Origin of the sequence: Specibacter cremeus (assembly GCF_003946885.1) — a bacterium.
GTDB classification, from domain to species: Bacteria; Actinomycetota; Actinomycetes; order Actinomycetales; family Micrococcaceae; genus Specibacter; species Specibacter cremeus.
The window spans coordinates 55,602-80,731 of sequence record NZ_RWKQ01000020.1; the positions used below are offsets into that span (position 1 = coordinate 55,602).

The window sequence follows — 25,130 nt, forward strand, 5'->3', positions numbered from 1 at the left end:
TCGTCACTTGTCCTTCCAATGAGCCTACTACGTATGCCACGTCACGGCGCCGCCAGTTGGCTGGGTGTTAGATGACAGCCTGCAACGGCACCCGCAGCGGCGTGCCGCCGACGTGGTCGCGCAGCTCGGCCAGGATGGCGACGGCCTCGGCCAGCTGGTCCTGCGGGTAGAAGAACGGCAGGCGCAGGAACCGCTCGAACGCGCCGTCCAGGCCGAACCGTGGTCCGGGCACCAGGCCCAGCCCGCGGGGGCGGGCGGCCAGCGCCAGTGCCGAACTGGACGCGTCCTGCGTGTTGACCCACAGGGTCAGGCCGCCGTCGGGCACGACGACGTCCCAGTCGGGCAATGTCTCGGCGAGCCTGCCGACCAGGAAGTCGCGGCCGCGGCGCAACCCGGCGGCGCGGTTGGCCGTCATGGCGGGCAGGTCGGCCAGCAGGATGGTCGCGACGAGCTGCTCGAACAGGGGCGTGCCCAAATCGCCGGCCGGCCGGTTCCGCAGGATCTGCCCCAGCAGGGCCTGTGGGGCGCGAATCCAGCCGATGCGCAGCCCGCCCCACGCGATCTTGCCCAACGAGCCGAGGGTGACAATATTGGCGGAGTTGGGGGAGAAGGCGCACAACGGCGGCATCGGGCCCCGGTCGATGTCCAGCAGGGCGGTAGTCTCGTCGGCCACAAGCACGGTGCCCTCGCGCTGGGCGACGGCGACGATCTCCTCCCGGTCCGCCACCGGCATGCTCAGCCCGGTCGGGTTGTGGAAGTCGGGCATGAGGAACGCCATGCTGGGGGCCGCGCGGCGGAACTGCAGGCGGGCCTGGGCCAGGTCCCACCCGGTGTGCTGCTGGACGGGCAGCGCCACGAGGCGGGCGCCGGCCGCCGCGAATGTGTCGAGCGCGTGCGGGTAGGTGGGCTGTTCGACCAGGATGCGCTCCCCGGTGGAGTGTAATGTCCGGGTGACCAGGCTCAGCGCATGCTGGGCGCCGATGGTGACCATGACCTGGTCCGGGTCGGTCGGCACCCCGCGGTCGCGGTAGTGCCCGGCGATCGCTTCGCGCAGGTCGGGCAGGCCGACCATGTCGAAGCCGTCGTGGCCCAGGTAGCCGGTGATCTGATCGGCCGCCCGGGCGAACGCTGCGGCCAGTCCGGGGAAGGCCGGCGCCGTGGCCTTGGTGAAATCCAGTGGCAGCCGGCCGGCCGGTTCGTGTTCGCCGCGCCGCCCGCCGGGCAGGGCCAGGGTGCTGCCGGAGCCGCGGACGCTGACCAGGTAGCCGTCGTCGCGCAGCTTCGCGTAGGCTGCCGCGACGGTGGTGCGGCTCAGGTCAAGGGCACCACTGAGGTCGCGTTCGGCCGGGATGCGGGTGCCGGTGGCCAGCCGCCCGTCCAGCAGCAGGAGGCGGATCCGGTCCGCCAGGGCCCGGTAGGCGGGGGCGTCGGTGCGCCATTCGCCCAGGTCCCGGGCGAGGCGCCGGCCCGTGATGATGGAGGTCATAAGGCCACAATAGTCGAATTGGACCTATTGCATAAGGCCACTTTGACTAGGATTGGAACCATGTTGCGCTTCCTCACCACGGATCTCCTCGCCGCCCGCCTCGTCCGCCTGTTCGTCGGATTGGCCGCCTACGGCCTGGCCATCGCGCTCATGATCCAGGGTGGGGTGGGCGCGTCGCCATGGGATGTTTTCGGCCAAGGCGCGGCCAGGACGACCGGGCTGTCCTTCGGGGTGGCCACCATCATGATCAGTGTCGGCGTGCTGTTGCTGTGGATCCCGTTGCGCCAATGGCCGGGCTTCGGCACTGTCGCCAACACGTTCCTCGTTGGGGCGTTCGCCGACGTGGGCCTCGCCATCGTGCCCCGGTTCGACCAGCTGGCCCTGCAGTGCGTGTCCTTCGCGGCCGGTCTCGTGCTGCTGGCGTTCGCCACGGCGTTGTACATCGGGGCCGGTTTGGGACCGGGCCCGCGCGACGGCCTGATGACCGGGCTGGTGCGTGTCACCGGCCGCCCGGTGTGGCTCATCCGGACCGGCATCGAGCTGATCGTGGTCGTCGCCGGCTTCTTCCTGGGCGGCACGGTGGGCCTGGGCACCCTGGTGTTCGCCATCGGCGTGGGCCCGCTGACGCAGGTCATGTTGCGCTGGCTGCGCGTCAACCTGCATGCCGGGAAGCCGGGCGCAACCGCACCGGAACCTGCCACGGCCGTCGTGCCGGCCCTGCCTGGGCCGGGGGTTCTTGGTTCGGGGGTTCTTGGGCCGGGAGTGGACGGAATTCGCTGATCCGGAATGCCGCGGACACGCTGACGGGCCCCTCGTGCGGGGCGCCCCGGCGTTCGTGGTGGCCGGCCGGGCCCATGCGCGTGACGTTGGCGGCATCGTCCGGGCCGAGGTGGAGGGTGTACCGGAGCTCGGATTGGCTCTCGAGCAGGAAATGCCCGGCCAGCGACTCGTGCAGGGCTGCCTCCTTGTCCTGCTGGATGCCGAGCAGGCCGTCGGCCAGCTCGGCCAGGTGGCCCGGCAGGGGAGTGACCACCAGCAGGAGACCGCCCGGGCGCAGGATGCGCGCAAACTCGCCCGGGTTGCGGGGGGCGAAGACGACGACGACGGCGTCCGCGGCCCGCGCCGCGATGGGCAGCGGGTGCCACACATCGCAGGACAGGTTGGCTGTGCCCGGGTTGCGGCGGGCCGCGCGGCGCAACGCGAACTTGGAGATGTCCAGGCCGATGCTGGCCGCTTCATGGCCTTCATTGGCCAGCCCGGCCAGGATGCGGTGCAGGTAGAAGCCGGTGCCGGTGCCGGCGTCGACCACGAGGGGGGTGCGCCCCGTGGCCTCGGCGGTGTTCCCGGCCAGGTGTGTCGCGACGCTTTCGGCCAGGGTGTCCGCCAGACGGTCGTAGTGGCCGGCGTCGAGGAAGGCGTCGCGTGCCTCGACCATGTCCGGGGTGTCCTGCTGGAAGCGGGTGCCTTGGCCGGCCATCAGGTTCACATAACCCTGCCGGGCGATGTCGAAGTGGTGCCCGTCGAGGCAGGCGAGTTCCCGGTCGTCCGTTGCCGGGGGCCGGAAGTCAAGGCCGCACACGGGGCAGAGGAGTGCCTGGACGGCCTGGGCGCGCATGCGTCAATCCTAGTCAGTTGGCCTGGCCCTGTCGGGGACGCCTCGCAGAAAACCTAGAACTGCAGGCCCGCCCGGGCCTCGGCGATGCCCGGCTGCGCCCAGTGCCCGGCGTACTCGGCGTTGGAGGTGAACGACCTGGAGATTGCCTTGTCCAGGTACAGCGTGCCGGCCAGGTGGTCGGTCTCGTGCGCGACGATGCGCGCCTGCCAACCGGTGAAGTCGCGCGAGAGGTGCGTGCCGGCGTCGTTCATGTAGGCCAGCCGAACCGCCGCGGGCCGGTCGACGACGGCCTGCCAGCCGGTCACCGACAGGCAGCCCTCGTAGAACAGCGCACGCGTGGTGCCGAGGGGTTCATAGCGTGGATTGAGCATGGCGAAAAACGGCAGCGGGCGCCGGTCTCGTTCTGCGGCGATGTCGTCGGCGACGTCGTACAGGTCCTCCAACACGGCGAGCTGCAGCGGGACGCCGATCTGCGGCGCGGCCAGGCCGACGCCGGGCGCCTCGCACATGACGCTACGCATGAGGTCGATGAGGCCGGCGAGTTCCTCCGGTTCCAACTGGCCGTCGACGGGCAGCGCCCGGGCGCGCAGCACGGGGTGGCCGGCCTGGACGATCGGTGGCAGCGCTTCCCGGTCCAGGATGTCGCGGACCAGACCCCGGATTTGGGCCGGCGTGTGCGGTGCGTTGGCCGGATCAGTCATTGGCGGCCGTAACCCGCCACGTGCCGACGGGGGAGTAGGTGTTGTCCATAATGGTCTCCGAGGTGCCGTCGATGAGGTCGTGGTACTTGAGGTTGCCGACCCGGCAGCGCAGTATGCGGCCCAGCTCGGCGGCGGGTGCCGCGCCGACTGCCGCCCCGTCCAGCTCGATCTCCAGGACGAATTTCATGGCCCGGCCTCCGTGGGTTTCTCGACAAGTATTCGTGGCAGGTGGTGCCCGATGAGCCTATCGAGTGCGGCGCCCACGGTCGAGCGGCGTGGTCAGGGCGCTGCGTCGCGTGTCGGCGGGGGATTCACCCAGGACCTGCTTGTACTGGCGGGAGAAATGGGCGTAGTCGGTGTACCCCAGCTCGACGGCCAGCCCTGACAGGTCGGTATCGGGCTGCGTGAACACGGTGCTGGCGGCGTGCTGCAGGCGCCGGCACTCGATGAGCCACTTGGGCGTCACACCCACGTATCGCTGGACAAGCCGCTCAAGGGTCCGCGGCGCGAGGTCGAGGCGGGCGGCCAGGTCGGCCGCGCGGGTGATCGACCCGTCCTGTTCCGCAAGGCGACAGGCGGTATTGACCAGCCTGCCGTCGTCGTCCATCCCCTCCGCAATGGGCGCCAGCCAGGCACGGAGCACACCGACCAGTGCGCTGCGTTCAAAGGTGCCGGCGGTCATGATGCGTGTGACGTCGCGCCCGGGCGCGTGTGTGAGGTCCTCGGTGGCGCCGACCAACGCCCGTGGATTTGTGCCTGTCAGGAACGGCGCGGCGACCGGGCGGAACAGCACCCCGACGGTCCATGACTCGCCTGCGAGTTCTGCGACGCTCACGCGCGGGTCGGGTCCGAACAGGTAGGTGGCGCCGGGGGAGAGGATGGCGTTGCAGGCCGGGTAGGTCAGCACGCGTTGGGGTCGGACGACGCCGATGGGCAGGTTCCAGCGCACGATCCAGATGTGCCGGACAAGTTCCGACGTGCCCGGGCCCAGCTCGAACCGGTCCAGGCTCACTCCGGCCGTGCCGGGGTTGAGATGGCCTCGGGATTCCGGCATGGCACTCCTGGTGTGTCGCAAAAGTACAAGACGGGGGCGGCCCGTCCACCTATCGTAGGGGCATGACTACGGAACAGACCTCGGCAGCAACGGGTGAACACACCACGAACGGGATGCCGCACGGCAGCACATCACTCACGCCCCACCTTGTTGTGACACCGGCGACGGACGCCCTGGAGTTCTATGCCAAGGTCTTCGGGGCCCGGCTCCTGGACCAGACCGGCGGGCCGGACGGGTCGATCGCCCACGCGGTGCTCGACTTCGGCACGGGCATGCTGACGCTGAGCGATCCCATCGAGGGTTACGGACTGGTGGCGCCATCCCTTTCCGGCGGATCCTCGTTTTCACTGGCCGTCTATGTGACGAACGTGGATGCGGTGGCCGCCGCGGCTGCCGCCGCCGGAGCCACGATCCGGGAGCCGGCGGCCACGTTCGTCAGCGGCGACAGGTATGCCTCGGTGCTGGATCCCTTCGGCGTACGGTGGACCATCATGACCCGGGTCGAGGACCTCTCGCCCGAGGAGAGCGCCCGGCGCGTGGCCGAATGGGCCAAGTCGTTTCAGGGATGACCTGACACGCGTGGGGCCACTTGCCCCGGTACCCGCCACAGACGTTGGACAATGAGACATGGCTGAAACGCTCATTCTCGTGAATGGTCTGCCTGGATCCGGGAAGACGACGCTGAGCCGTCAGCTCGGGTCAGAACTGGGGGTCCCCGTCGTGTCCAAGGACGATCTGAAGGAAGCATTTGCTGACATCACGGGGGAGTTGGTGCCCTCGGGACGGCTTGGCCAGATCGCATCGGAAACCATGTGGGAACTCGCCGCCGCCATGCCCGGGTGGGTCATTGTGGAGTCGTGGTGGTTTCGACCCCGCGACTTGGCGTACGTGCTGGCCGGCATCGCCAAGTCCGGACAACCTGCTGTCATGGAGATCTGGTGCGACGTGCCCCCGGATCTTGCGTGGCAACGGTACGCGGCACGGGTCCGGCATCCCATACACCCCGACGGTCAGGCGGCCCGTGCGCCGTGGGCGGAGTGGATGGCCAATCCGATTCCCTTGTCGATCGGTCACGTCACGTCGGTCGATACGTCAGGTCCGGTGAACGTTGCTCTGCTCGCCGAACGCGTGCGGACGTCATAGGGCCGACCACGACTGCTTGCGTAGGCCGTCGCCCAGATCGGACTCCCAAGATCCGCTGGCCCAGATGTTGGGCGCCACGTGGCCGGGGCCCAACAGAGGCTCCTCGGGCCGAAGAGGCGCTGCTGCCTTGGTTCTTGCGCCACCCCGGCCGGCACTGCCGATCAGGTAAACTGCGGACCGTTGCCGCGACCGCGCTGCCGGAGGAGAACCAGAGGTATTGCTCGAAGGCGGTTGGATCGAACCAGGGAACGCCGACGTCGACCGCGAAGCCGGCCCCCCGTAGCAGAGGGAGACACGATGAGCACGGCCACGAAGACGGACACGAAGCCGCCCGCGCGGCACGCCGCCGACAGTCACGATCTGATCCGCGTTCACGGTGCGCGTGTGAACAACCTCAAGGACGTCAGCATCGAGATACCGAAGCGCCGGCTGACGGTGTTCACCGGTGTTTCCGGCTCGGGCAAGAGCTCACTGGTGTTCGGCACGATCGCCGCGGAGTCGCAGCGGCTGATCAACGAGACCTACAGCGCCTTCGTGCAGGGCTTCATGCCCACGATGTCGCGGCCCGAGGTCGACGTCCTCGAAGGATTGACGACGGCGATCCTCGTCGACCAGGAGCGGATGGGATCGAACCCCCGCTCCACGGTCGGCACCGCCACCGACGCCAACGCGATGCTGCGGATCATCTTCAGCCGGCTCGGTCGGCCGCACATCGGATCGCCCCAGGCTTTCTCCTTCAACGTCGCCTCAATCAGCGGGGCGGGGGCGGTCACGCTCGAACGCGGCGGGACGACCGTGAAAGAGCGGCGCAGCTTCAGCATCACCGGCGGCATGTGCCCGCGCTGCGAGGGCATGGGTTCGGTCACCGACTTCGACCTCTCTGCTCTGTATGACGACAGCCTGTCGCTCAACGAGGGCGCGCTCACGATCCCCGGTTACAGCATGGACGGCTGGTACGGCCGCATCTACCGGGGTTCCGGCTTCTTCGACCCGGACAAGCCGATCCGCAGGTACACCAAGAGAGAACTGGACGACCTGCTCCACAAAGAGCCGACCAAGATCAAGGTTGAAGGAATCAACCTCACGTATGAGGGGCTGATTCCGAAGATCCAGAAGTCGATGCTGTCCAAGGACGTCGACGCCCTGCAGCCGCACATCCGTGCCTTCGTGGAGCGTGCGGTGACGTTCACGACTTGTCCCGGGTGCGACGGCACCCGGCTCAGCAAGGAAGCCCGGTCGTCGAGGATCAAGGGGATCAACATCGCCGACGCCTGCTCGATGCAGATCAGCGACCTCGCCGCATGGGTCCGCGGGCTCGACGAGCCGTCGGTGGCGCCGCTGCTGGCCGCACTGGGGGAGACCCTCGACTCGTTCGTCGAAATCGGGCTCGGCTACCTCTCGCTCGACCGGCCCGCGGGCACTCTCTCGGGCGGCGAGGCGCAGCGCACCAAGATGATCCGCCATCTCGGCTCGTCGCTGACCGACGTCACGTACGTCTTCGACGAGCCGACCATCGGGCTGCATCCGCACGACATCCAGCGGATGAACAACCTGCTCCTGCAGTTGCGGGACAAGGGCAACACGGTGCTCGTCGTGGAGCACAAGCCGGAAACAATAGCGATCGCCGACCACGTCGTCGACCTTGGCCCGGGCGCGGGCGTGGCGGGCGGCACCGTCTGCTACGAGGGCACGCTCGAAGGGCTCCGGGACAGCGGCACCCTCACCGGCCGCCACCTCGACGACCGGGCCTCGCTGAAGCCAACGGTGCGCACGCCCGCCGGCATGCTGGAGGTCCGCGGCGCGACGGCGCACAACCTGCGCGACGTCGACGTCGACATCCCGCTTGGCTTGCTGGTGGTGCTTACGGGCGTGGCGGGCTCGGGCAAGAGTTCGCTGATCGACGGCTCGGTGGCCGGGCGCGACGGGGTGGTCGCGATCGACCAGGGCGCGATCAGGGGTTCCCGGCGCAGCAACCCGGCGACGTACACCGGCCTCCTCGACCCGATCCGCAAGGCGTTCGCGAAGGCCAACGGCGTGAAGCCGGCCCTGTTCAGCGCCAATTCCGAGGGCGCCTGCCCCACCTGCAACGGCGCCGGCGTCATCTACACGGACCTGGGCGTCATGGCCGGCGTCGCCACCACCTGCGAGGAATGCGACGGGAAGCGGTTCCAGGCCGCCGTGCTGGAATACCGCCTCGGCGGCCGTGACACCGGAAAGGACATCAGCGAAGTGCTCGCGATGTCGGTGACCGAGGCGGAGGAGTTCTTCGGCGCCGGCGAGGCGCGGATCCCGGCGGCGCACGCGATCCTGCAACGGCTTGTCGACGTCGGGCTCGGTTATGTGGGCATCGGCCAGCCGCTGCCCACGTTGTCCGGCGGCGAGCGGCAGCGCCTGAAGTTGGCCACGCATCTGGGGGAGAAGGGCGGCGTCTACGTCCTCGACGAACCCACGGCCGGCCTGCACCTCGCCGACGTCGAGAACCTGCTCGGCCTGCTCGACCGGCTCGTCGACTCCGGCAAGTCGGTCATCGTCATCGAACACCACCAGGCGGTCATGGCGCACGCCGACTGGATCATCGACCTCGGCCCCGGCGCCGGCCACGACGGCGGCAGGATCGTCTTCGAGGGCACCCCCGCCAACCTCGTCGCCGGTCGCTCGACCCTCACCGGCGAGCACCTCGCGGCCTACGTCGGCGGCTGAACGGCAGAGAGCAGTTTCGGAGAAGCGGCGGGGGAGCCGGATCGGTAGTGTCTCTCACAGAAAACACTCAGAAAGGACTCGCAATGAACGAAGCATCGAAGCCTGCGACGAGCGCGCCCAGGACGAAGTCAGCCGGGGGATTCACGGCCGAGGAACGCGCCGCCATGAAGGAGCGCGCCAAGGAGCTCAAGGCGTCGGCGAGCCGGGCGGAGGCGCTGCAGGCGGTGCTCGATCGGATCGCCGAGATGGCGGACGCCGATCGTGTCATGGCCGAGCGCATCCACGCCATCGTCACCGAAGCGGCGCCGAATCTCGCGCCGCGCCTCTGGTACGGGATGCCGGCCTACGCCAAGGACGGCGCCGTGGTCTGCTTCTTCCAGGATGCGGCCAAGTTCAAGGCGCGGTACGCGACGCTTGGCTTCAATGACTCGGCCAACCTAGACGACGGCGCCATGTGGCCGACCGCCTTCGCCTTGACTGAGTTGACGGCCGACGACGAGGAAAGGATCGGCGCGCTTGTGAAGAAGGCGGTGGGCTGAGGAGCCCAAAACTGGACATCGCTAGCCAAGAGCGGATCTGGAGGCCGATCTCGACCTGGCCATGATCAGGGAGCTCGTAAGAGCACTTCCGACAGGCGGGAGCTTGTCTCGAACAATTGTGGCGGGGGAGTACCGCGTGCTTCGGCGATCACTGCGACGAGGGGCGAGCCTTCGGAGTCCGTGGAGGGTTCCGCGCCGGATGTTGCCGAAGACCTCGACGCCGAGGATGTGTGGAGCAGCGAGGTCGCCGTCGGTAGTGGGCCGCTCCCGGACCGTTTTGGCTTCCGGCGCGCCGGTCAGGGTCTCGATGAGGGAAGCGTCAATGACGAGCATCGGGCCATGGGCCACGCTGTTCATCGAGCGCCTCCAGGACCTCTGCGCGATCGAGCCCAGAGGTACGCTGCCGCGTGCGCTGCAACCAAGCCTCGATACTGGGTCGTGCCACCAGGCGTGCGGCCTCGGTGCGCAGGAGTTCTGGAACGCTGACCCCGTAGTCAGCTGCGCGTCGGACGAGCCCCGCGTAAACCTCGTCGTCCAGGTTGCGTATTTGCACCGTCTTCGGCATGGTTCAAGGCTAGTCCGCTAGGTTGAATCACAACATGGGGGATTGCAGCTTGCCCTGGTTCGCGTCAAGGGTACCAGTGCCCGCCGAGCGACGGCCGAACTCCGGGCGTCACGTTGTGATGGTGGACGCCAGGTCGCCAAGACATCCTTCGTGCCGAGATGTAGCTGACCGGCTTGGCGTTTTCGGTCGATTCAGCGCGGGCGGTATGTGTGGGCACGGTGATCCACATGAACAATCAAGACGGATTCGGCCTGCTCGACAAGACGGAAGAGCACACGGTAGTCCCCGTTGCGTGCGCTACGCAGGGGTGCGAGGTCGGCCTCGAGCGGATTGCTGAGCCGCTGAGGGTTATCTGCGAGACGGAAATCGACGAAGGTCACGATTGCCCCAGCAACCCTGGCCGGGAGGCGTTCCATGTCTCTTACGGCGGCGGACGTCCACTCGATCCGGTAACTCACTGCGCGGGGAGCCCAAGCCGCCGGCGCAACTCATCACTGCCCATCGTGCGCCCGGACTCAGTATCTGAGTCAGCGTCTGCGACAATTTCTCGGATCCCCGGCGTGGAGAGCCAGTAGATGGTCTCGTGAAGGGACTCGAGGTCGTCGGCAGACATCAGCACCGCCGAGGGCCGACCATGCCGGGTGATCGTGACGATCTCGTGAGTCGAGTCGACTTCCTCGACCAATCCCGAGAGCTTGTCCTTTGCCTCGGACAGCGGTACCGACCTCATGCGCACAATTCTAGCCTCATGTGTAGCCTAGAACTAGCCAGATTATCTTCTCGATTGGCAGAGTCCGGTATTCATCGACTGGTCGCAGTGGTTTCAGTCTGATCCAAAGTGGGGGCGGGATGGCAGGCGGTGAAGCTCGTCGTCTCGTCGATTCAGGCAGTTTTACCTATGAGTGCGTCGGAGGGGAGCCACTGGGGCCCTACGTGTCAGGCTGGAACGGTACCGAGGGCTCATAGCAAGTCCACTTGATCGCGTGGGGCGAGAACCAGGAATCCAATCATCATGTCCAGTCCAGTTTTGAGTGCAGTACGACAAGATGGTCGTATGAGTAGTCCCGGACCGCGTGCCGGTGGCCCGACCCCTCGCCGGTCGTTCACCCCCGCGCAGAAGCTCGAGTTCTTGGCCTCGTACGAGGCCGCCTGCCAGAACCATGAGGGCGGTGCGTTCCTGCGCCGGGAGGGCCTGTATTCCTCGCAGATGACCGAGTGGCGCCGGCTCCGGGATGCCGGTGTGCTGGCGGGCAAGCAGCCCGGGGAGTCGGTGGGGAAACTCTCCAAGGACCAGATGGAGAACGCGCGGTTGCGCCGCCAGTTGGAGGTGAGCGAGAGCCGGTTGAAGAGAACCGAGGCAGCCCTTGAGGTGATGGGTTATGCCGATGGTCGGATTATGCCGATGTTTTCCTAAAGGTCCTGGTCAGACGGTGGTTGTTGTCTGAAAGCTCGGCNGGGCGTGTGAGCGGATACTTGGCCTTCCAGTTTCTATGGAAGGGACGAAGGCCATGGGCGATCCGTTCAAGGTTGTTCTTGTTGGTCCGCTGGCAGTGTTGGCGGCAGATTTTCACAGGTGTTTGTCGGAGATGGGCTACTCTCCCGACTCGGCCTCGAATCAGCTCCAGCTGGTTGCCCATTTGTCCCGGTGGATGGAAGAGCACGGGCTGGCAGTCCGTGGCTTGTCGGACCAGGTCATTGGTGCTTTCTTTGCTGAGCGCCGGCTGCGTTACCGCAATTTCCGTACGCCCCGATCCCTGGCTGCGTTCACCGGGTTTCTCGCGGCCGCGGGCATTGAACGCACCGCCGATCCGCCGCCGGTCCGCTCTGCCGAGGATGAACTGCTCTCACGGTTTGAACAGTACCTGGTGGTTGAACGGGCATTGCGGCCGACGACTGTGGTGAATTATTTGAACCAGGTACGGCCGTTCCTGCGTTGGCGGGTCGGGCGTTCCGGGACCGGCTGGGGATCGTTGTCTAGCGTTGAGGCCACGGATTTTCTGCTGTTTCGGGGAGCCTCGGAATCAGCGGGCTCGATCCGGGTTGCAGCGACGGCGCTTCGTGCATTCCTCCGGTGGCTGTTATTGGACGGGGTGATCGGCCCGTCCGCCGCCGAGGGCATCGGGCCGGTTGCTTATTCACCGTATGCGGGTCTCCCGAAGTTCCTCACTGCCAGCCAAGTCGACGGGATCCTTGCGGGCCCGGCGGCGCGTGAAGTAGCGCCGTTGAGAAACCAGGCATTGTTGCTGGTCCTGACGCGGATGGGGTTGCGTTCGCGTGAAGTCCAGGACCTCACCCTGGATGACATTGATTGGCGGGCCGGTGCGGTAAAGGTGACCGGTAAGGCTGGCCGTTGCGAACTCATGCCATTGCCGGTGGATGTTGGTGCCGCGATCGTGGACTATCTCGCCAAGGCCCGTCCGGTGTCTTCTGACCGCCACGTATTTTTGCAGGTTCCCGCACCGCATCGGGCCTTGGCCGGCACATCGATCAGCCAGATGGTCACCCTTCGTGGGGCCCGTGCGGGGATCGGTTCCCGGGTCGGTGCGCACCGTTTGCGTCACAGTCTGGCCACGGCCGTGCTGGGCAGCGGAGGAACGCTGGGAGAGGCCGCCCAGCTGCTGCGTCATTCCAGTCCATCCACGACAGTGATCTATGCCAAGGTCAACCTCGACGGGCTGCGATGCCTCACCAGGCCTTGGCCGCTGACGGTCGTTGAGGACCACCAGCGGGCTTCGCAGGACCGGCCATGACCCGGACACTGGAAAGCTATGAAGACGACTATCTGCTCTTGCGGCACACCATGGGACACCAGCTCAAGGCGGCCGGAAACCTGCTTCACGGGTACTTGAAACATCTCAATGAAACAGGCCAGAACACCCTGACGGTTGACACGGCGCTGGAGTGGGCGTGCCTGCCGGCAATGGCGGATCCCCGCACGAAGGCGGCACGGTTGAGCGCGGTCAGGGGATTCGCCGCCTATGTTCATGCCCGCGAGCCGCTCTTGGCGGCACCGGTCCCGGCAGGGCTCATTCCCACCCGGATGATCCGCCAACAACCCTATATTTATGGCGATTCCCAGGTGCAGGCCCTGATGCGCCAAGCACTTTCCCTGCAGCCCGCCACGCGCGGGTTGACGATGCAAACCCTCATTGGCCTCATGGCCTCAACAGGGATGAGGATTGGTGAATGCGTGGGGTTGAACCTCTCCGACATCGACTGGGCCAGCGGCGTATTGACGGTTCGAGGGAAACGCGGCAACACCCGCCTCGTCCCGATCGGCCACAGCACCGCAGCGGCGTTGCAGCATTATCTTCACGCCAGCCGTGCAGGCGTGCCTGCTTGTGATCCGGTGCCGTTCTTCATCAGTTCGGCAGGGCACCGGTCCCATCCCAGCAGCCTTGAAAGTGCTTTCCGCACCTTACGCGCCGCTCTCGGATACACGGCACGCCCCGGCGGCAAAGCAGCGCGGTTGCACGACTTGAGACATACTTTTGCCACCAATGCCCTGCTGCAGGCCTACCGGGACGGTGTTGACGTCGATGCCCGGACCGTCACACTGGCCACCTATCTCGGGCACGTCAGCCCGGCAAGCACGTACTGGTATCTCACGGCGATACCCGAACTGCTGGCCATCGTTGAAGAACGGGTCAGCGCCGCCCAACATCAAGGAGAGCTGCTGTCATGACCCTCATCGCACCAACCTTTCAAGCATTCTTCACCAGCTACCTGATGGGCCAGAAAGCGGCGAGCCCCCACACGATCACCGCCTACCGTGACACCTGGCGGCTGCTGCTCACCTACCTTTCCGAACAGCACCACATCAAGCCAAACACCCTCGATTTCACGGCCCTTGATGTTCACCGCATCACGGAGTTCCTGACCTATCTGGAGGAAGTCCGCGGCAATGCACCAGCCACACGCAACGCCCGGCTGGCTGGCATCCACGCGTTCTTCCACTACGCCGCCTACCGGCACCCCGAGCATGCCGATCTCATCACCCGCGTCTTGGCGATTGCACCCAAAAACACTGCAACAGTGGATATCGTCTATCTCACCGATGCCGAAGCGGCTGCCCTCCTGGCCGCCCCGGAGACAACGACCTGGACCGGGCGGCGGGACCAGCTCATGATCGAGTTCCTGCTCCATACCGGGCTGCGCGTCACCGAACTCATCAACCTCCGCTGGGCAGACCTGCAGCTGCATGCCCCGGCCTACGTCGCCTGCCGGGGCAAGGGACGCAAGGAGCGCAGCACGCCCATCAATGTTGACCTCGCCGCGGCGCTGACCACCTGGTGGGAAGAAAACACCCAACTTGGCACGGACGGTTCCGTCTTTCCCACGCAGGGGAACCACCATCCGATGAGCCCTGACGCCATCACCCAGCGCCTGGCCGTTCACCAACGCACCGCCGCCAAGAACTGCCCCTCCCTGCAACGCAAGACCGTCACCGCGCACATTCTCCGGCACACAACCGCCATGCGCATGCTGGCCGCCGGCATCGACGTGGCCACGATTTCGCTGTGGCTCGGGCATGCGAACATCGAATCAACCCGGGCCTACCTCCACGCCGACATGACCATCAAGCAGCGGGCCCTCGACCGCACCGCGCCAGCCACGACCGGACCGGGACGGTACAAGCCCCCGGATTCACTGTTGGCATTCCTGGAAAACCTCTAAGGTTATGCCGAGCTTTCAGACAACAACCACCGTCTGACCAGGACCTTTAGGAAAACATCGGCATAATCCGACCATCGGCATAACNGTATTCCGATATCGGAATACGATGGGAAAACTACACGCGCTCTTGGAGGATCTCTCCGAGAGCGCAGAGGACGAGCCCAAGCCCAAGAAGCGCTGATGGCCTCCTATCGGGAACTGCTCGCCGCCGGGACCCCGTCCCGGCAGGCAGCGGCGTTGACCGGGATTTCGCGGACCACGGCACACCGTAAACCCGCCCCGCCCCGGGAACGGGAACCGGCGGTTCCGCCGAACAAGCTCAGCGCCGCCGAACGGGCCGAGATCCTGTCGGCGCTGAACGCGCCGGAGTTCGTGGACCTGGCGCCGGCCCAGGTCTACACGAAGCTGCTGGATGCCGGGACCTATCTGGGCTCGCTCTCGACGTTCTACCGGGTGCTGGAGGAGAACAAGCAGGTCAAGGAACGTCGCCGGCTGGCCACGCACCCGCCCCGGGCTGTGCCCGAACTCGTCGCCACGGCCCCCGGGCAGGTCCTGAGCTGGGACATCACCAAGTTCCCCGGCCCCGTCAAGGGCAAATACTACGACTGCTACCTGATGGTCGACATCCACTCGCGGTTCATCGTCGGCGCCCACGTCCATGCCACCGAATCCGGGGTGTTGGCGGTGGAGATGATGAAGGAGATCTTCGGCATCCACGGCATCCCGCACGTCGTGCACGCGGACCGGGGCACGTCCATGACGTCCAAGACCGTGGCCGCGCTGCTCTCCGACCTGGAGGTCACCCGGTCGCACTCCAGGCCGCGCGTGTCCAACGACAACCCGTACAGCGAGTCACTGTTCAAGACGATGAAATACGGGCCAACGTTCCCGGAACGCTTCGCCTCCCTCGGCGACGCCAGGGCGTTCATCAGCGAGTTCGTGGACTGGTACAACCATCACCACCAACACTCCGGCATCGGCTACCACACCCCCGCGAACGTCCACTACGGGCTCGCGGAGGACGTCGCCAAACAACGCTCAGCCATCCTCGCCGCAGCCCGGGCAAAAAACCCGCAACGCTTCAGCACGACCACCGACCCGAAAATCCTCGCCCTACCCGGGCCGGCGTGGATCAACAAACCCCAGGAGATGACCGAAAAAGAAGCCGCCTAACTCCCGTTGGTACCGTTCAACTTGAAAAATTCCGGGGGCGTCAGTCCTGGTTCCTGTGGCGTGTCAGGAGCTAGTGGGTGTTTTCGTTAGTTCGTCAGGCGCAAACCAACGAAAACACCCACTGGTTGGCGAGATTGACAAGACAGATGGCGCGGCGCGGAGCCTGTCCGACCCGCCGCTTGACTTTCAGAGTGACGGTGCTTTTGGCCACCCGAATCCTGGGCCACGGACCACCTCACCCGCGCGGCACCGCACGTCGCCGAAATCGGCACAGAACCGGGGAAGGCGCAAAGCGCCCATTCCCGCCAAGGCTTCCGAGACTAGCCGCCCGGGCTGCCGGGCCAGTGACACATCCGTGAGCGACTGATAGGCTTACCTATATAGGAGGTTTGGACATGACGAGCACCACCAGCCCCGAAGCCGCACTTGTCAACGCCCGCCGCGCCCGGGCACGCCGGGAACTGGGCGGCCTGGACTACATCAGGGCCGTACGCTCCGCCGTGGAGGCCGGGGCGGCACAGCGCGATATAGCCCGCGCCCTGGGCATCGCCCAGCCGTCCGTAAGCCAGCTGCTCAAGCAGGCGGACACCAGGGGAGTGAAGCCCATTCCGGAGGGATTCAGCGGAGCCAGCCCCTACGAAATCGCCGAGCGCTACGCGGCCGGCGACATTGACCGAGACACCATGATCCGCGAACTGTCCGCATGGCCCTACGCGAAGAACGAGGGCGCGGCCGCAGCGGCGGCCGAGTGGGAGTCCACGCCGTACCTTGACACCCCGGGATCGTTCGCGGAAGTCGGCCGGGCCTTTGATGAAGGACTCATCGACGGCGACGCCTACGACCAGATTCTGGACGCCTCCGACGAGGCCCCCGAAGTCTGATGACTACGCCGTAAAGCGTGACTACCGATGACCAGGCAGCAGCGCACCGCGCCGCCTTGGAGCGCCTGGGCGCAGACGGGGGACCGCTGACCGCCCAGAGCAAAACCGCGACCGCCCACAACCCAGAGTGGTTCAACGTCCGCCGAGGCGAGCCACGCCAGGACCGCCGCCGGCTGCACAACGAGATCCTGGCACGCTTCATAGAGTCACGCCCCGAGGTCCGCCGCGACAAGAAGGCGATTGTTCTTGCCGGCCCTCCGGGTGCCGGAAAGTCCACCGCACAGGCCGCCCTCATCCAGGCAACCCGGACGCAGCCCGAACACTGGCTGCCGATCAACGCCGACGACTTCAAAGACGAGCTGCTGCAACAGGCGCGCCAGGACGGAAGCTACGACAGTTACCTGGTACCGGACGAAGTGCGCGCCCTTGAAGCGGCGGGGGAAAAGTTCTACCCGCGCGAGCTGGCAGCCCTGGTCCACACGGAGTCATCCATCCTCGCCAAGAAGGCACGCAACGAGGCGCTGGAGTCAGGGATGAATGTCATCATCGACGGCACCCTGGGTAACGAGAAGCAAGCCAAGATTCTGCTGGACCGCCTCCAGACGGCCGGCTACGACGTCATGGTGGCCGACGTTGAAACAACCCAAGCCGTCAGCGAGGCGCGCACCATGGGACGCTGGGAACGCGGATACCTAGATGCCGAAAACGGCACAGCCACTGGCGCGGACGCCACACTGGGCGGCCGCTGGGTTCCGCAGTCATTCTCGGCTTCACTGTTCACCACACCTGGCGACAAGGAATCCCGGTGCGCAGCCAACGCGGCCGCCGTCGCCGCCGACTATGGATGCGTCAGTGAGTACGTCGTGTACCGCGTCACAGACAAGTACTCAGCTCCTGTTCTGGACACCAAACGCGGCCGCGCAAAACACGACGGTCCGCTGGTGGACGCCGACACCCTGGCCGCCGTTCGGACGGCCGCACCTGCCCGCACGGCCCCGGCCAAGGACCGACCTGCACCCAGCAATGACTTTGAGAGGTAGCAACGTGGAACGTTCATTCTCAGACCGCTTCGAGGCGGAGATTCGCCGGGAGAAAATCCACTCACGCGAAGACGAGGAATGCGCCCAGCTGGAATGTTGGCTGACGGTTGGTGCGCCGATGCAGGGAGCGCCGGACGAACGCCGATAATCCACATTATGTAAGGTAACTTGTATTGGGGCCTTCTCCGTATAGCGGAACCGCCCATGTCCACCCTGCCTGATCTACTCTTTGGCATCCATGTTGAGGCATGCTCACCAAAATCACCGGGGTGGACAATTGGTCGTCATTTCACTTGATGCATCCAGCCGATTTTTGTCACTACAGATGGATCATTGGCCCGGCGCTGAACTCTTTCACTTACTGGCTACCAACCAGTATCTTGATGTTGTGGTTGATGACACTTGGGCCGGTTTGGCTGACCTATTTGCCGATGGGGCGTATGCCTCAGCGAAGGGACTTGTGCGCACGTATGTGTTGCATCGGCAGCTGCTCGAGCATCTGCCCGAGCCGCCGGCCACGGTGTTGGATGTCGGCGGCGGTGCCGGCCATCAATCGTTTCCGCTGGCCCAAGCCGGCTACGAGGTGACACTGCTTGACCCATCGCCGGCGATGCTGGCCAAAGCCCAACAGCGACTCCAAGGGCTGCCTGGTGAGGCCCAACGACGGGTGGCGTTCCTTCAGGCCGACGGTGAGAACGCCGTCGAAGCAGTGAAAGGTCGACGCTTCGCCGCCGTGTTGTGCCATGGCGTGCTCGGGTACCTGGAGCGTCCGGAGCCGTTGGTCAACCAGCTGTGCCAGTGCGCCGCTGCCGGTGGCGTGGTCTCGATCATGGCCGGGAATGCCAAGACGCTGGCGGTGCGCCCAGCCTTGGAACGGCGGTGGGACGACGCCTTGGCGGCGTTTGACGCCACCGGCGAGGTTGGGGTGCTGGGAGTGCCGACACGAGCCGACACGGTGGAGCACCTCAGCGAACTCATGCAGAGCCAGGGCGTGGAGACGCTGCGCTGGTACGGGGTATGGCTGTTTACCGACTGGCTCGATTTCAGTGGAGCCGAGATAGACCTCACCGATTCACGGCAGGTAGCGGCGATGGCCGCAGTCGAACTCGAAGCCAGCCGACGGGACCCCTACCGCCAACTCAGCCGCCCCTTTCATCTCGTGGGGCGCAAAGGGCTGGGCTGACGGCAAAAACAGCCGAATGTGATGGGCCGCCTTCGAGTTGAGCCATGTTGGATTTGAATTCCAGTGCGTCCGGAACCAGCGGATGTGCCCGGACCTTGCACCCGACATGACAGGCATTGCCTCCCAGCCCTTTGGGATCGCCCCTCCTGACCCACTCCCCCGCACCTTGATCCCCGCCGCGATGGATATCTACGACACCCTGGCTGGCGACCAACCCCGGCAAGCCAACAACCAGAGCATGGTCTCCGCAGCGCTCCACACCTCCATCGTCACGCTCACCGCCGCCATCGCATCGCCGTACTGGGAGGAAATCGCCCACTCGCACCTGCCCGCCCCCTGTCTGGAGCGGATCAGTGACGGGATCATCGACGGCCGACAGCCGCGCGGCGTCTTCGGCCCCCTGCGGCACTGGGGGGACACCAACTGGCCCCCTGATTCCGCGGATCCGATACGATTCTCCAGAGCAAACCCACATGATTGACGGCCGGCACGAAGGACACGATGCCGGCGCAGCGGCCACGAAAGCAGCCTCGCCGCCGATTCCAAAGGTGTTCAGTACGACGGCGCCCGTTCCAGAGAGAGCGGACGGGACCGATCAGCGGTCTACCGGGACGTCGGCACGCCCGGCCTTCTGTATGGAGCGGGTCGGAGCCCGCGATGCGGCGGCCCGATCTCGGAGGTCAGGTCCGTTCGAGGAGTTGCTGGTAGAGCGCGCGGGTGGCCGGGCTGGGCGAGACGCCGAGCTGTTCGCGGAGGAGGTCGGACAGCACGCCGTACACGGTCAGCGCCTCGGCCAGGTTGTCCTGGGCGGCGAGAGCCTGCATCAGGTAGCGATGGCCGCTTTCGCGCAGAGGGTCCAGGGCGATGAGCCGGCGGCCGGCACGGACGGCGGCAGCGAGTTCGGCGCCGGCGATGCCGGGCCCGGCGGCGGCGTAACATTCGAGGGCTCGCAGCCGGATCTCGGCGAGCTGGTCGCGGGTCTGGTCGATCCAATCGGCATCCTCGCCAGGCAGGAATCCGCGTTCGGCGACGACCAAGGCGACCAGAGCCGGACCCCAGGCACGGGTCCAGTCCTGCTGGGCCACGGCGGACTCGGCACGGTGAATCGCCTCCACGGCGGCTTCGAGGTCGATCCACGCGTCGGGGAAGTGAAGCTGGACAGTGACGCGTCCATCCACCGTATCCGGACCGAAGACGTGACGAAGCTTCGAGATCAACGGGTTGAGGCGCGCGTCGATCGCGGCGGAATCCGGGGAGCGCCAGAGCGCCTCGGCCAGCTCGTCGCGGGGCACCTGACGGTGCCTGTTGACGACGAGGTAGGTGAACATCAGGCGGCCCTGACGGCCGGGCAACCCCGGATCGAGCCTGAGCCCGTCCCGCTCCACGACCAGCGGCCCGCAGATCTGGAGACGCAGCGCTGACTGCACGGACATGACACCATGATCGCATGGGTCCTCGTCGTTCCGAGGAGGGTTCGACCAGTTTTGGGAGGTCGTTATGGCGAAGCTCATCCGATGCGAATGTGGGTTTGTCGTCCGCGGCGGCACCGACGAGGAAGTGATCGGAGCGATCCGCGGCCACATCGCCAGCGACCATCCGGCGCTCCTCGGCGCAGTGAGTCGCGAGGATCTGCTGGGGTGGATCCAAGTGGAATAGGCAGAGACCCCGCCGCCAATGTTGCGCCAACCTTGAGCCAACCCTGGCCCAATGACGAGCGGGCAGAGTGTTCACATGCTCATCGAACCCGTCTGGCTGGCAAATCATCTGTACGATCCTGCGGTCCGCGTCGTCGAAGTGGACGTGTCCGCGACCGCCTACGATCAATGGCACATCGACGGCGCCGTGCTGTGGAACGTCTACGCCGACCTCAAAGACGACCGGTATCGTCCCGTCGGCAGTCACACACTCGAACGTCTGTTGGCTCGATCCGGCATCGGGCCGGACTCGACGGTCGTGTTCTACGGCTACGCCCCGGCACTCGGCTATTGGCTGCTCAAGCTGTACGGGCACGCCGACGTCCGCATCCTGAACTGCTCCCGCGACGCTTGGCGCGCCGAAGGACACCCCTGCAGTACTACGCCGGTCCCCCCGGTGGCGGCACCGTACGAGCCCATCGAACGGAACCACCGGCTGTTCGCCGACGTACCGGACGTGCGCCAGGCCATCGGGCGCACCGGAACGACGATTCTGGATGTCCGCTCCGAGCCCGAGTACGCCGGTGAGCGGTTCTGGCCGTCCGGCGGAATGGAGCCGGGAGGGCGCGCGGGCCACATCCCGACGGCGCTCCACCGGCCGTTCGGCGAACTCTACGACCAGCGCGGTGCGTTCCGCCCGGTCGACGAGCTGCGCCGGGCGCTGTCCCTGCCGGAACTCGAGGGCGACGACGAGCTGATCACGTATTGCACGGTCGGGGGCCGCGCGGCCACCTCGTGGTACGTGCTCACCGAACTGCTCGGACGCGAGCGTGTCCGGGTCTACGACGGATCCTGGGCCGAGTGGGGCCTTCGCCCCGACACCCCGGTCGAGACACCGCACACCGCCGCACACAGAGGCGAAGACACTGCCTGACCTCATCCCCAAGAGTCCGGATACGCCCGCCGAAGCCCGCGCTTTCCAGGCCGGCCCCGGTCACCGGTAGCTGGTCCAGGGTCCGGACACCGCCAAGGCACGATCTAACAAATCCCCGGTGCCGGCCGATAATGCTCCTTGAAAACCTGGGGAGGGTCATGCATCGCTATCGTTCGCGTTCCACGGAGCCCACATCGGGCACTGCGGCATTGACGGCTTGGCCGCTGTGGATCATGACCCTCTTGGTCGGAGTCTACGCGGCGGGCCGCCTGTTGCACGGCCCGGGCTTCGACGTCGTCGTCGATGTGTGGCTTGCCAGCCTGGCCCTCGGGGCGACGGCGGCGGTTGCCCTGTTTGCCGCGTTGCAAACCCGGTCGCAGCGACCAGACCTGATCTTCGTGGTCGCAGCCGTGACAAGCTGGGTCAGCGGCCAAAGCTACTATGTCCTGGCGCTGGACGGCGCCGACTCGCTGCCTGTCCCCTCCCCCGCCGACTTCGGATTCCTTGGCTTCTGCATCTTCATGGTGGGCGCCATGGTGACGCTGATTCACCGTCGGATGCGCGGGTTGACCTTGACCGTGCTGCTCGACAGCGCCGTGGGGGCGTTGGGCGCCGCATCCGTTCTGGCAGTGTTCTTCGGCCCGGTGTTGGACAACGCTGTCAAACACTCATTCTCCCTGGCGACGATCATCGAGGTGTCATACCCCCTGTTTGACATTGTGCTGATCGCGGCGATCGCCGGGATCGGCGCCGCCCAGGGTTTTGAGACGGGGCGGCACTGGACCCTGCTTGCCGGCGGCCTCGTTCTGTTCACCGTGGCCGACGTCATCTATGGCCTCGACGAATCCACCTATCTCCAGGGCTCGTGGATCGACCTGTGCTGGACGATCGGGCTGGCCCTGATCGCCTGGTGGGTCACCCGTTCAGCGCATGCTCGACACGGCGCAGGTTCTACTGCGTTCCACATCTCAGCGCTCGCCATTCCGATGGCCTCCATGATCGCCGCGTTGGGTATTCTCCTGCTGAGCAGCAACATGCCGATGGACACCCTGGCGATCGTTCTGGCGGGGGTGACCCTGGCCGTTGCCGCGGTGGCGCTGGGCCTGCGACAGCTGTCCTTCCGCCGTCAGGCACGAACCGACGAGCTGACCGGCTTGCTAAACCGTCGTGCCTTCTACACCGACGTACCAACCCGACTCACCCGGCCGAGTGCGCTGATTCTGCTCGATCTCGACGGATTCAAACACATCAACGACAGTCTCGGTCACGACGTGGGCGACCGGATGCTGGTGGAAGTCGGTCAGCGCCTGAAGCGCCAACTGCACAGCCGGCAGCCGCACCATCGGTTACGTCGTCGCGGCTTGCTGACCCGTCTCGGCGGAGACGAGTTCGCGCTGCTGCTTCCTGGCGACGATGCCCACCGCGCGATGGTGGTCGCCGGGGAACTCTGTACCATCCTCGCCGAACCGTACTCCCTTGAGGGGATCGCCGTGCAGTCCAGCGCCAGCATGGGGATCGCTGTTTTCCCCGAACACGGTGACAACCTGAGCATCTTGCTCCGAAAAGCCGACCTTGCCATGTACAAGGCCAAGGCCGCCCACACCGGACATCACGTCTATGGCGACTCCGATGACAGCCATGGTGACGAACGCCTGCGCATGCTCGAAGAACTCCGGAACGCCCTTGCCACCAACGAGCTGGTGCTGCACTACCAACCCAAAATCAACCTGGATTCCGGCGCTGTCACCGGATTCGAGGCGCTCGTGCGCTGGGATCACCCCCGCCGGGGCTTGTTGCTACCCGACGCCTTCCTCGGTCTGGTCGAAGAAGCAGGGCTGATGCGCGAAATGACCCGCGTTGTGCTGGAAGAGGCGTTGGACCAGACGGCGAGTTGGCACGCACAGGGGCACAACTTCACGGTTGCCGTGAACCTGTCGGCCAGTTCGCTCGTCGACGCGGGCCTGCCAGGACGGATTGCCGACATGGTCACCTCACGCGGGCTACCTGTCTCAGCTCTCATGCTGGAGGTGACCGAAGATTACGTCGTCAGAAACGTGAGCCGGGCGCGCACGATCTTGACCGAGCTGCGTAACCACGGCTTCCGCATCGCAATAGACGATTTCGGTACCGGTTACAGCTCCCTGGCCTACCTTCGTGACCTGCCCATTGACGAGCTCAAGCTCGACCGGTCCTTCATTACCCCGATGACCAAGGACAGCCGGGCCGCGGTGCTCGTGTCGTCCACGATCGACCTGGCCCACAGCCTCAAAATGGATGTGGTCGCCGAGGGCATTGAGACCGCCGATGCCTACGGCGACCTGGTCATCTTCGGTTGCGACCAGGGCCAGGGCTATTACATGTCCCGCCCGATACCCGCCGACGACATCGCCGGGTGGCTCGATGAGCGGCCGGCTCTCAGTCACCTCTGAGCAGTGACCGAGCCTCGCCAAACCGGCGGCTTCGTGCTGTGATGGTGCCAAGTCGCCTGCGGCTTGCGACGCCTGACCGGGGAGGCATCATGACCGCTGTGGAAGGCAATCTGTCGTTGGTGTTGGGGCGCCGCCCCCTCTGGCAAGCCCTGTTCGTCATCGCCGGCCTCACCGCGGCCCTCTGCTGGTCCGTGATAGTGGTCCTGGCCCTGGCCAGCGGTGGCCCTGCGGCGATCATGGTCTTGCTGGGTCTGACCGTGGCGACCTCGGTCTGGACCGTCACCTGGCTGCGCCGGGACGCCAGACGGCACGCGTTGAGCGGTGCGCGGCCGAAGCACGAGAAGAAGTCTCCCGGGTGGCTCGGACGCATGATTGCGACCGCGGTCGGACTCACCGGAATCCTCATCTGGTTCGGGGTCTACGCGATGCTCGACGGCGATGGAACCTTCGTGGTGCTGACCGGGTTGCCCCTGGCATCCACCACGGTCGCCTGTATCGCTTACCGGCGCTGGAAGAGCGCCATGTTGCACCGGGCCACGTAGCGAACCATCCCGCCGCGGACAAGGCCAACGCGGGACAATGCCTGGCCCTACGCCCCCGCCGTGGACGTGAGCCCGCCGATGGCCTCCGCGATCGGCATGGCCCCGTCCGTGAACTCGATGGTGCGATGGATGGTGGCCGGCGTGGCCAGCACCGCCGCCGCGACCCGGGCCACATTGCCGCGGTTCGTCTGCCGATGCGCGCGGTCTGGCGCCGTGGTGATGGTGCCCGACGGCGGCCCGTCCGTCAGCGCCCCGGGCGCCAGGATCGTCCAGTCCAGGCTGGTGTTCCGCAGGTTCTCGTCGGCATCGGCCTTGGCCTCCGCGTAGGGGAAAAAGCTGTTTGACGGGTCGATGCCATGGTCCGGCCCCGCCCCGAGATAGGACACCATGAGGTACCGCCGTACCCCGGCCTGTTCGGCAGCGTCCATCGACCTGATGGCCGCATCCCGATCCACGGCATAGGTTCGCGCCGGGTTCCCTCCCCCGGCCCCGGCAGACCAGACGACGGCCTCGTGCCCCGCCAGTGCTGCGACGAGACTGTCCGCATCCGCCATCTCCACATCCAAGACGAGAGGCTCGGCACCGGCGGCGGCCACGTCGTCGTACTGGTCCGGCGTGCGGATCACCGAGGTGACTTGCCAGCCCTCCTCCACCAGAAGCCTGGACAGCAGCATTCCGACGCGGCCGTGGCCGCCGATGATGACGATCTTGTTCACGAAGCCACGCTATCCCATGGCAAGGGCGCCCGTCTCCCGGGTGTGCGTCAGATTTGTAGGTAGTTGCGTCCGGTAACGGTTTTGTGGCTGTGGGCGGCGGTCAGGCTGCGGTGGTCTG

General features: G+C 66.1%; 25 protein-coding genes and 3 pseudogenes. 18 read left to right on the top strand and 10 right to left on the bottom strand.

The genetic code is table 11. The features are described from left to right. Positions 1-67 precede the first annotated feature (67 nt). The gene (gene yczR, locus EJC77_RS09650; protein ID WP_125612022.1) at positions 68-1,486 is read right to left on the bottom strand and encodes a MocR-like transcription factor YczR; all 1,419 of its coding nucleotides are present in this window, start codon (positions 1,484-1,486) and stop codon (positions 68-70) included. Between the two features lie 60 nt (positions 1,487-1,546). Between yczR and yczE the strand changes: the two genes are divergently transcribed. Then, complete coding sequence (gene yczE / locus EJC77_RS21540) at positions 1,547-2,266, top strand: membrane protein YczE (RefSeq protein ID WP_420820311.1); 720 nt, start codon at positions 1,547-1,549, stop codon at positions 2,264-2,266. A 274-nt stretch (positions 2,267-2,540) separates the two neighbouring features. Here yczE and EJC77_RS21545 read toward each other — a convergent pair. The 4 genes and pseudogenes from EJC77_RS21545 to EJC77_RS09675 form a co-directional block, all read right to left on the bottom strand. Continuing rightward, a pseudogene (locus EJC77_RS21545) lies at positions 2,541-3,101 on the bottom strand (putative RNA methyltransferase); the annotation flags it as partial. A gap of 53 nt (positions 3,102-3,154) precedes the next feature. Next, complete coding sequence (locus tag EJC77_RS09665; RefSeq protein ID WP_125612024.1) at positions 3,155-3,802, bottom strand: peptide deformylase; 648 nt, start codon at positions 3,800-3,802, stop codon at positions 3,155-3,157. Next, positions 3,795-3,989, bottom strand: a complete 195-nt coding sequence (locus EJC77_RS09670; RefSeq protein WP_125612026.1) for a hypothetical protein — start codon at positions 3,987-3,989, stop codon at positions 3,795-3,797. The genes EJC77_RS09665 and EJC77_RS09670 overlap by 8 nt, the downstream gene beginning before the upstream one ends. A 57-nt stretch (positions 3,990-4,046) precedes the next feature. Beyond that, positions 4,047-4,856 carry a helix-turn-helix domain-containing protein gene (locus tag EJC77_RS09675; protein ID WP_125612028.1) on the bottom strand — a complete coding sequence of 270 codons (810 nt, stop codon included), beginning with the start codon at positions 4,854-4,856 and terminating at the stop codon, positions 4,047-4,049. Positions 4,857-4,918: 62 nt separating this feature from the next. Between EJC77_RS09675 and EJC77_RS09680 the strand changes: the two genes are divergently transcribed. The 4 genes from EJC77_RS09680 (at position 4,919) to EJC77_RS09695 (ending at position 9,238) form a co-directional block, all read left to right on the top strand. Further along, complete coding sequence (locus tag EJC77_RS09680; RefSeq protein ID WP_125612030.1) at positions 4,919-5,425, top strand: VOC family protein; 507 nt, start codon at positions 4,919-4,921, stop codon at positions 5,423-5,425. 58 nt (positions 5,426-5,483) lie between these two features. Then, positions 5,484-5,999: a P-loop nucleotide/nucleoside kinase family protein gene (locus EJC77_RS09685; RefSeq protein ID WP_205787064.1), complete on the top strand. Its 516-nt coding sequence runs from the start codon at positions 5,484-5,486 to the stop codon at positions 5,997-5,999. 297 nt (positions 6,000-6,296) lie between these two features. After that, positions 6,297-8,699 carry an ATP-binding cassette domain-containing protein gene (locus tag EJC77_RS09690; protein WP_125612032.1) on the top strand — a complete coding sequence of 801 codons (2,403 nt, stop codon included), beginning with the start codon at positions 6,297-6,299 and terminating at the stop codon, positions 8,697-8,699. Between the two features lie 83 nt (positions 8,700-8,782). Continuing rightward, the gene (locus tag EJC77_RS09695) at positions 8,783-9,238 is read left to right on the top strand and encodes an iron chaperone (protein ID WP_125612035.1); all 456 of its coding nucleotides are present in this window, start codon (positions 8,783-8,785) and stop codon (positions 9,236-9,238) included. 319 nt (positions 9,239-9,557) lie between these two features. On the opposite strand, the gene EJC77_RS20680 is transcribed toward EJC77_RS09695, so the two are convergent. The 3 genes from EJC77_RS20680 to EJC77_RS09710 all read right to left on the bottom strand — a co-directional run bounded on the left by EJC77_RS20680 (position 9,558) and on the right by EJC77_RS09710 (position 10,533). Beyond that, positions 9,558-9,803, bottom strand: a complete 246-nt coding sequence (locus EJC77_RS20680; RefSeq protein WP_125612037.1) for a hypothetical protein — start codon at positions 9,801-9,803, stop codon at positions 9,558-9,560. A 191-nt stretch (positions 9,804-9,994) separates the two neighbouring features. Then, on the bottom strand, positions 9,995-10,261 hold the full coding sequence (locus tag EJC77_RS21550) for a type II toxin-antitoxin system RelE family toxin (protein ID WP_420820312.1): 267 nt from the start codon (positions 10,259-10,261) through the stop codon (positions 9,995-9,997). Next, on the bottom strand, positions 10,258-10,533 hold the full coding sequence (locus tag EJC77_RS09710) for a type II toxin-antitoxin system Phd/YefM family antitoxin (RefSeq protein WP_125612041.1): 276 nt from the start codon (positions 10,531-10,533) through the stop codon (positions 10,258-10,260). Before EJC77_RS09710 ends, EJC77_RS21550 begins: the two co-directional genes overlap by 4 nt. Before the next feature lie 324 nt (positions 10,534-10,857). Between EJC77_RS09710 and EJC77_RS21555 the strand changes: the two are divergent. The 9 genes and pseudogenes from EJC77_RS21555 to EJC77_RS09755 all read left to right on the top strand — a co-directional run. Then, positions 10,858-11,181: pseudogene (locus EJC77_RS21555) on the top strand (IS3-like element ISAar46 family transposase); the annotation flags it as partial. A gap of 130 nt (positions 11,182-11,311) precedes the next feature. Next, entirely contained in the window at positions 11,312-12,553 is a 1,242-nt protein-coding gene (locus EJC77_RS09720; RefSeq protein WP_164520373.1) for a tyrosine-type recombinase/integrase, read from the top strand. Then, positions 12,550-13,488, top strand: coding sequence for a tyrosine-type recombinase/integrase (locus EJC77_RS09725; protein ID WP_125612047.1), 939 nt, complete (start codon positions 12,550-12,552; stop codon positions 13,486-13,488). Before EJC77_RS09720 ends, EJC77_RS09725 begins: the two co-directional genes overlap by 4 nt. Further along, entirely contained in the window at positions 13,485-14,480 is a 996-nt protein-coding gene (locus EJC77_RS09730) for a tyrosine-type recombinase/integrase (RefSeq protein ID WP_125612049.1), read from the top strand. Before EJC77_RS09725 ends, EJC77_RS09730 begins: the two co-directional genes overlap by 4 nt. Positions 14,481-14,612: 132 nt before the next feature. Next, a pseudogene (locus EJC77_RS09735) lies at positions 14,613-15,653 on the top strand (transposase); the annotation flags it as partial. 395 nt (positions 15,654-16,048) lie between these two features. Continuing rightward, positions 16,049-16,534: a helix-turn-helix domain-containing protein gene (locus EJC77_RS09740; protein WP_125612051.1), complete on the top strand. Its 486-nt coding sequence runs from the start codon at positions 16,049-16,051 to the stop codon at positions 16,532-16,534. A 17-nt stretch (positions 16,535-16,551) separates the two neighbouring features. After that, a complete protein-coding gene (locus tag EJC77_RS09745; protein WP_125612053.1) occupies positions 16,552-17,574 on the top strand; it encodes a zeta toxin family protein in 1,023 nt (340 codons plus the stop codon). A 277-nt stretch (positions 17,575-17,851) separates the two neighbouring features. Further along, positions 17,852-18,757: a class I SAM-dependent methyltransferase gene (locus tag EJC77_RS09750; RefSeq protein WP_205787067.1), complete on the top strand. Its 906-nt coding sequence runs from the start codon at positions 17,852-17,854 to the stop codon at positions 18,755-18,757. 181 nt (positions 18,758-18,938) lie between these two features. Continuing rightward, a complete protein-coding gene (locus EJC77_RS09755) occupies positions 18,939-19,238 on the top strand; it encodes a hypothetical protein (protein ID WP_125612055.1) in 300 nt (99 codons plus the stop codon). A gap of 199 nt (positions 19,239-19,437) precedes the next feature. On the opposite strand, the gene EJC77_RS09760 is transcribed toward EJC77_RS09755, so the two are convergent. Next, on the bottom strand, positions 19,438-20,190 hold the full coding sequence (locus EJC77_RS09760) for an AfsR/SARP family transcriptional regulator (protein ID WP_125612057.1): 753 nt from the start codon (positions 20,188-20,190) through the stop codon (positions 19,438-19,440). A gap of 64 nt (positions 20,191-20,254) precedes the next feature. Between EJC77_RS09760 and EJC77_RS09765 the strand changes: the two genes are divergently transcribed. The 4 genes from EJC77_RS09765 (at position 20,255) to EJC77_RS09780 (ending at position 24,296) form a co-directional block, all read left to right on the top strand. Further along, positions 20,255-20,413, top strand: coding sequence for a DUF1059 domain-containing protein (locus tag EJC77_RS09765; protein ID WP_125612059.1), 159 nt, complete (start codon positions 20,255-20,257; stop codon positions 20,411-20,413). 75 nt (positions 20,414-20,488) lie between these two features. After that, a complete protein-coding gene (locus EJC77_RS09770; protein WP_164520374.1) occupies positions 20,489-21,325 on the top strand; it encodes a sulfurtransferase in 837 nt (278 codons plus the stop codon). A gap of 233 nt (positions 21,326-21,558) precedes the next feature. Beyond that, complete coding sequence (locus EJC77_RS09775) at positions 21,559-23,754, top strand: putative bifunctional diguanylate cyclase/phosphodiesterase (RefSeq protein WP_164520375.1); 2,196 nt, start codon at positions 21,559-21,561, stop codon at positions 23,752-23,754. Between the two features lie 89 nt (positions 23,755-23,843). After that, positions 23,844-24,296, top strand: coding sequence for a hypothetical protein (locus tag EJC77_RS09780; protein WP_125612065.1), 453 nt, complete (start codon positions 23,844-23,846; stop codon positions 24,294-24,296). A gap of 47 nt (positions 24,297-24,343) precedes the next feature. On the opposite strand, the gene EJC77_RS09785 is transcribed toward EJC77_RS09780, so the two are convergent. After that, on the bottom strand, positions 24,344-25,012 hold the full coding sequence (locus tag EJC77_RS09785) for an SDR family oxidoreductase (RefSeq protein WP_125612067.1): 669 nt from the start codon (positions 25,010-25,012) through the stop codon (positions 24,344-24,346). Positions 25,013-25,130: the final 118 nt, after the last annotated feature.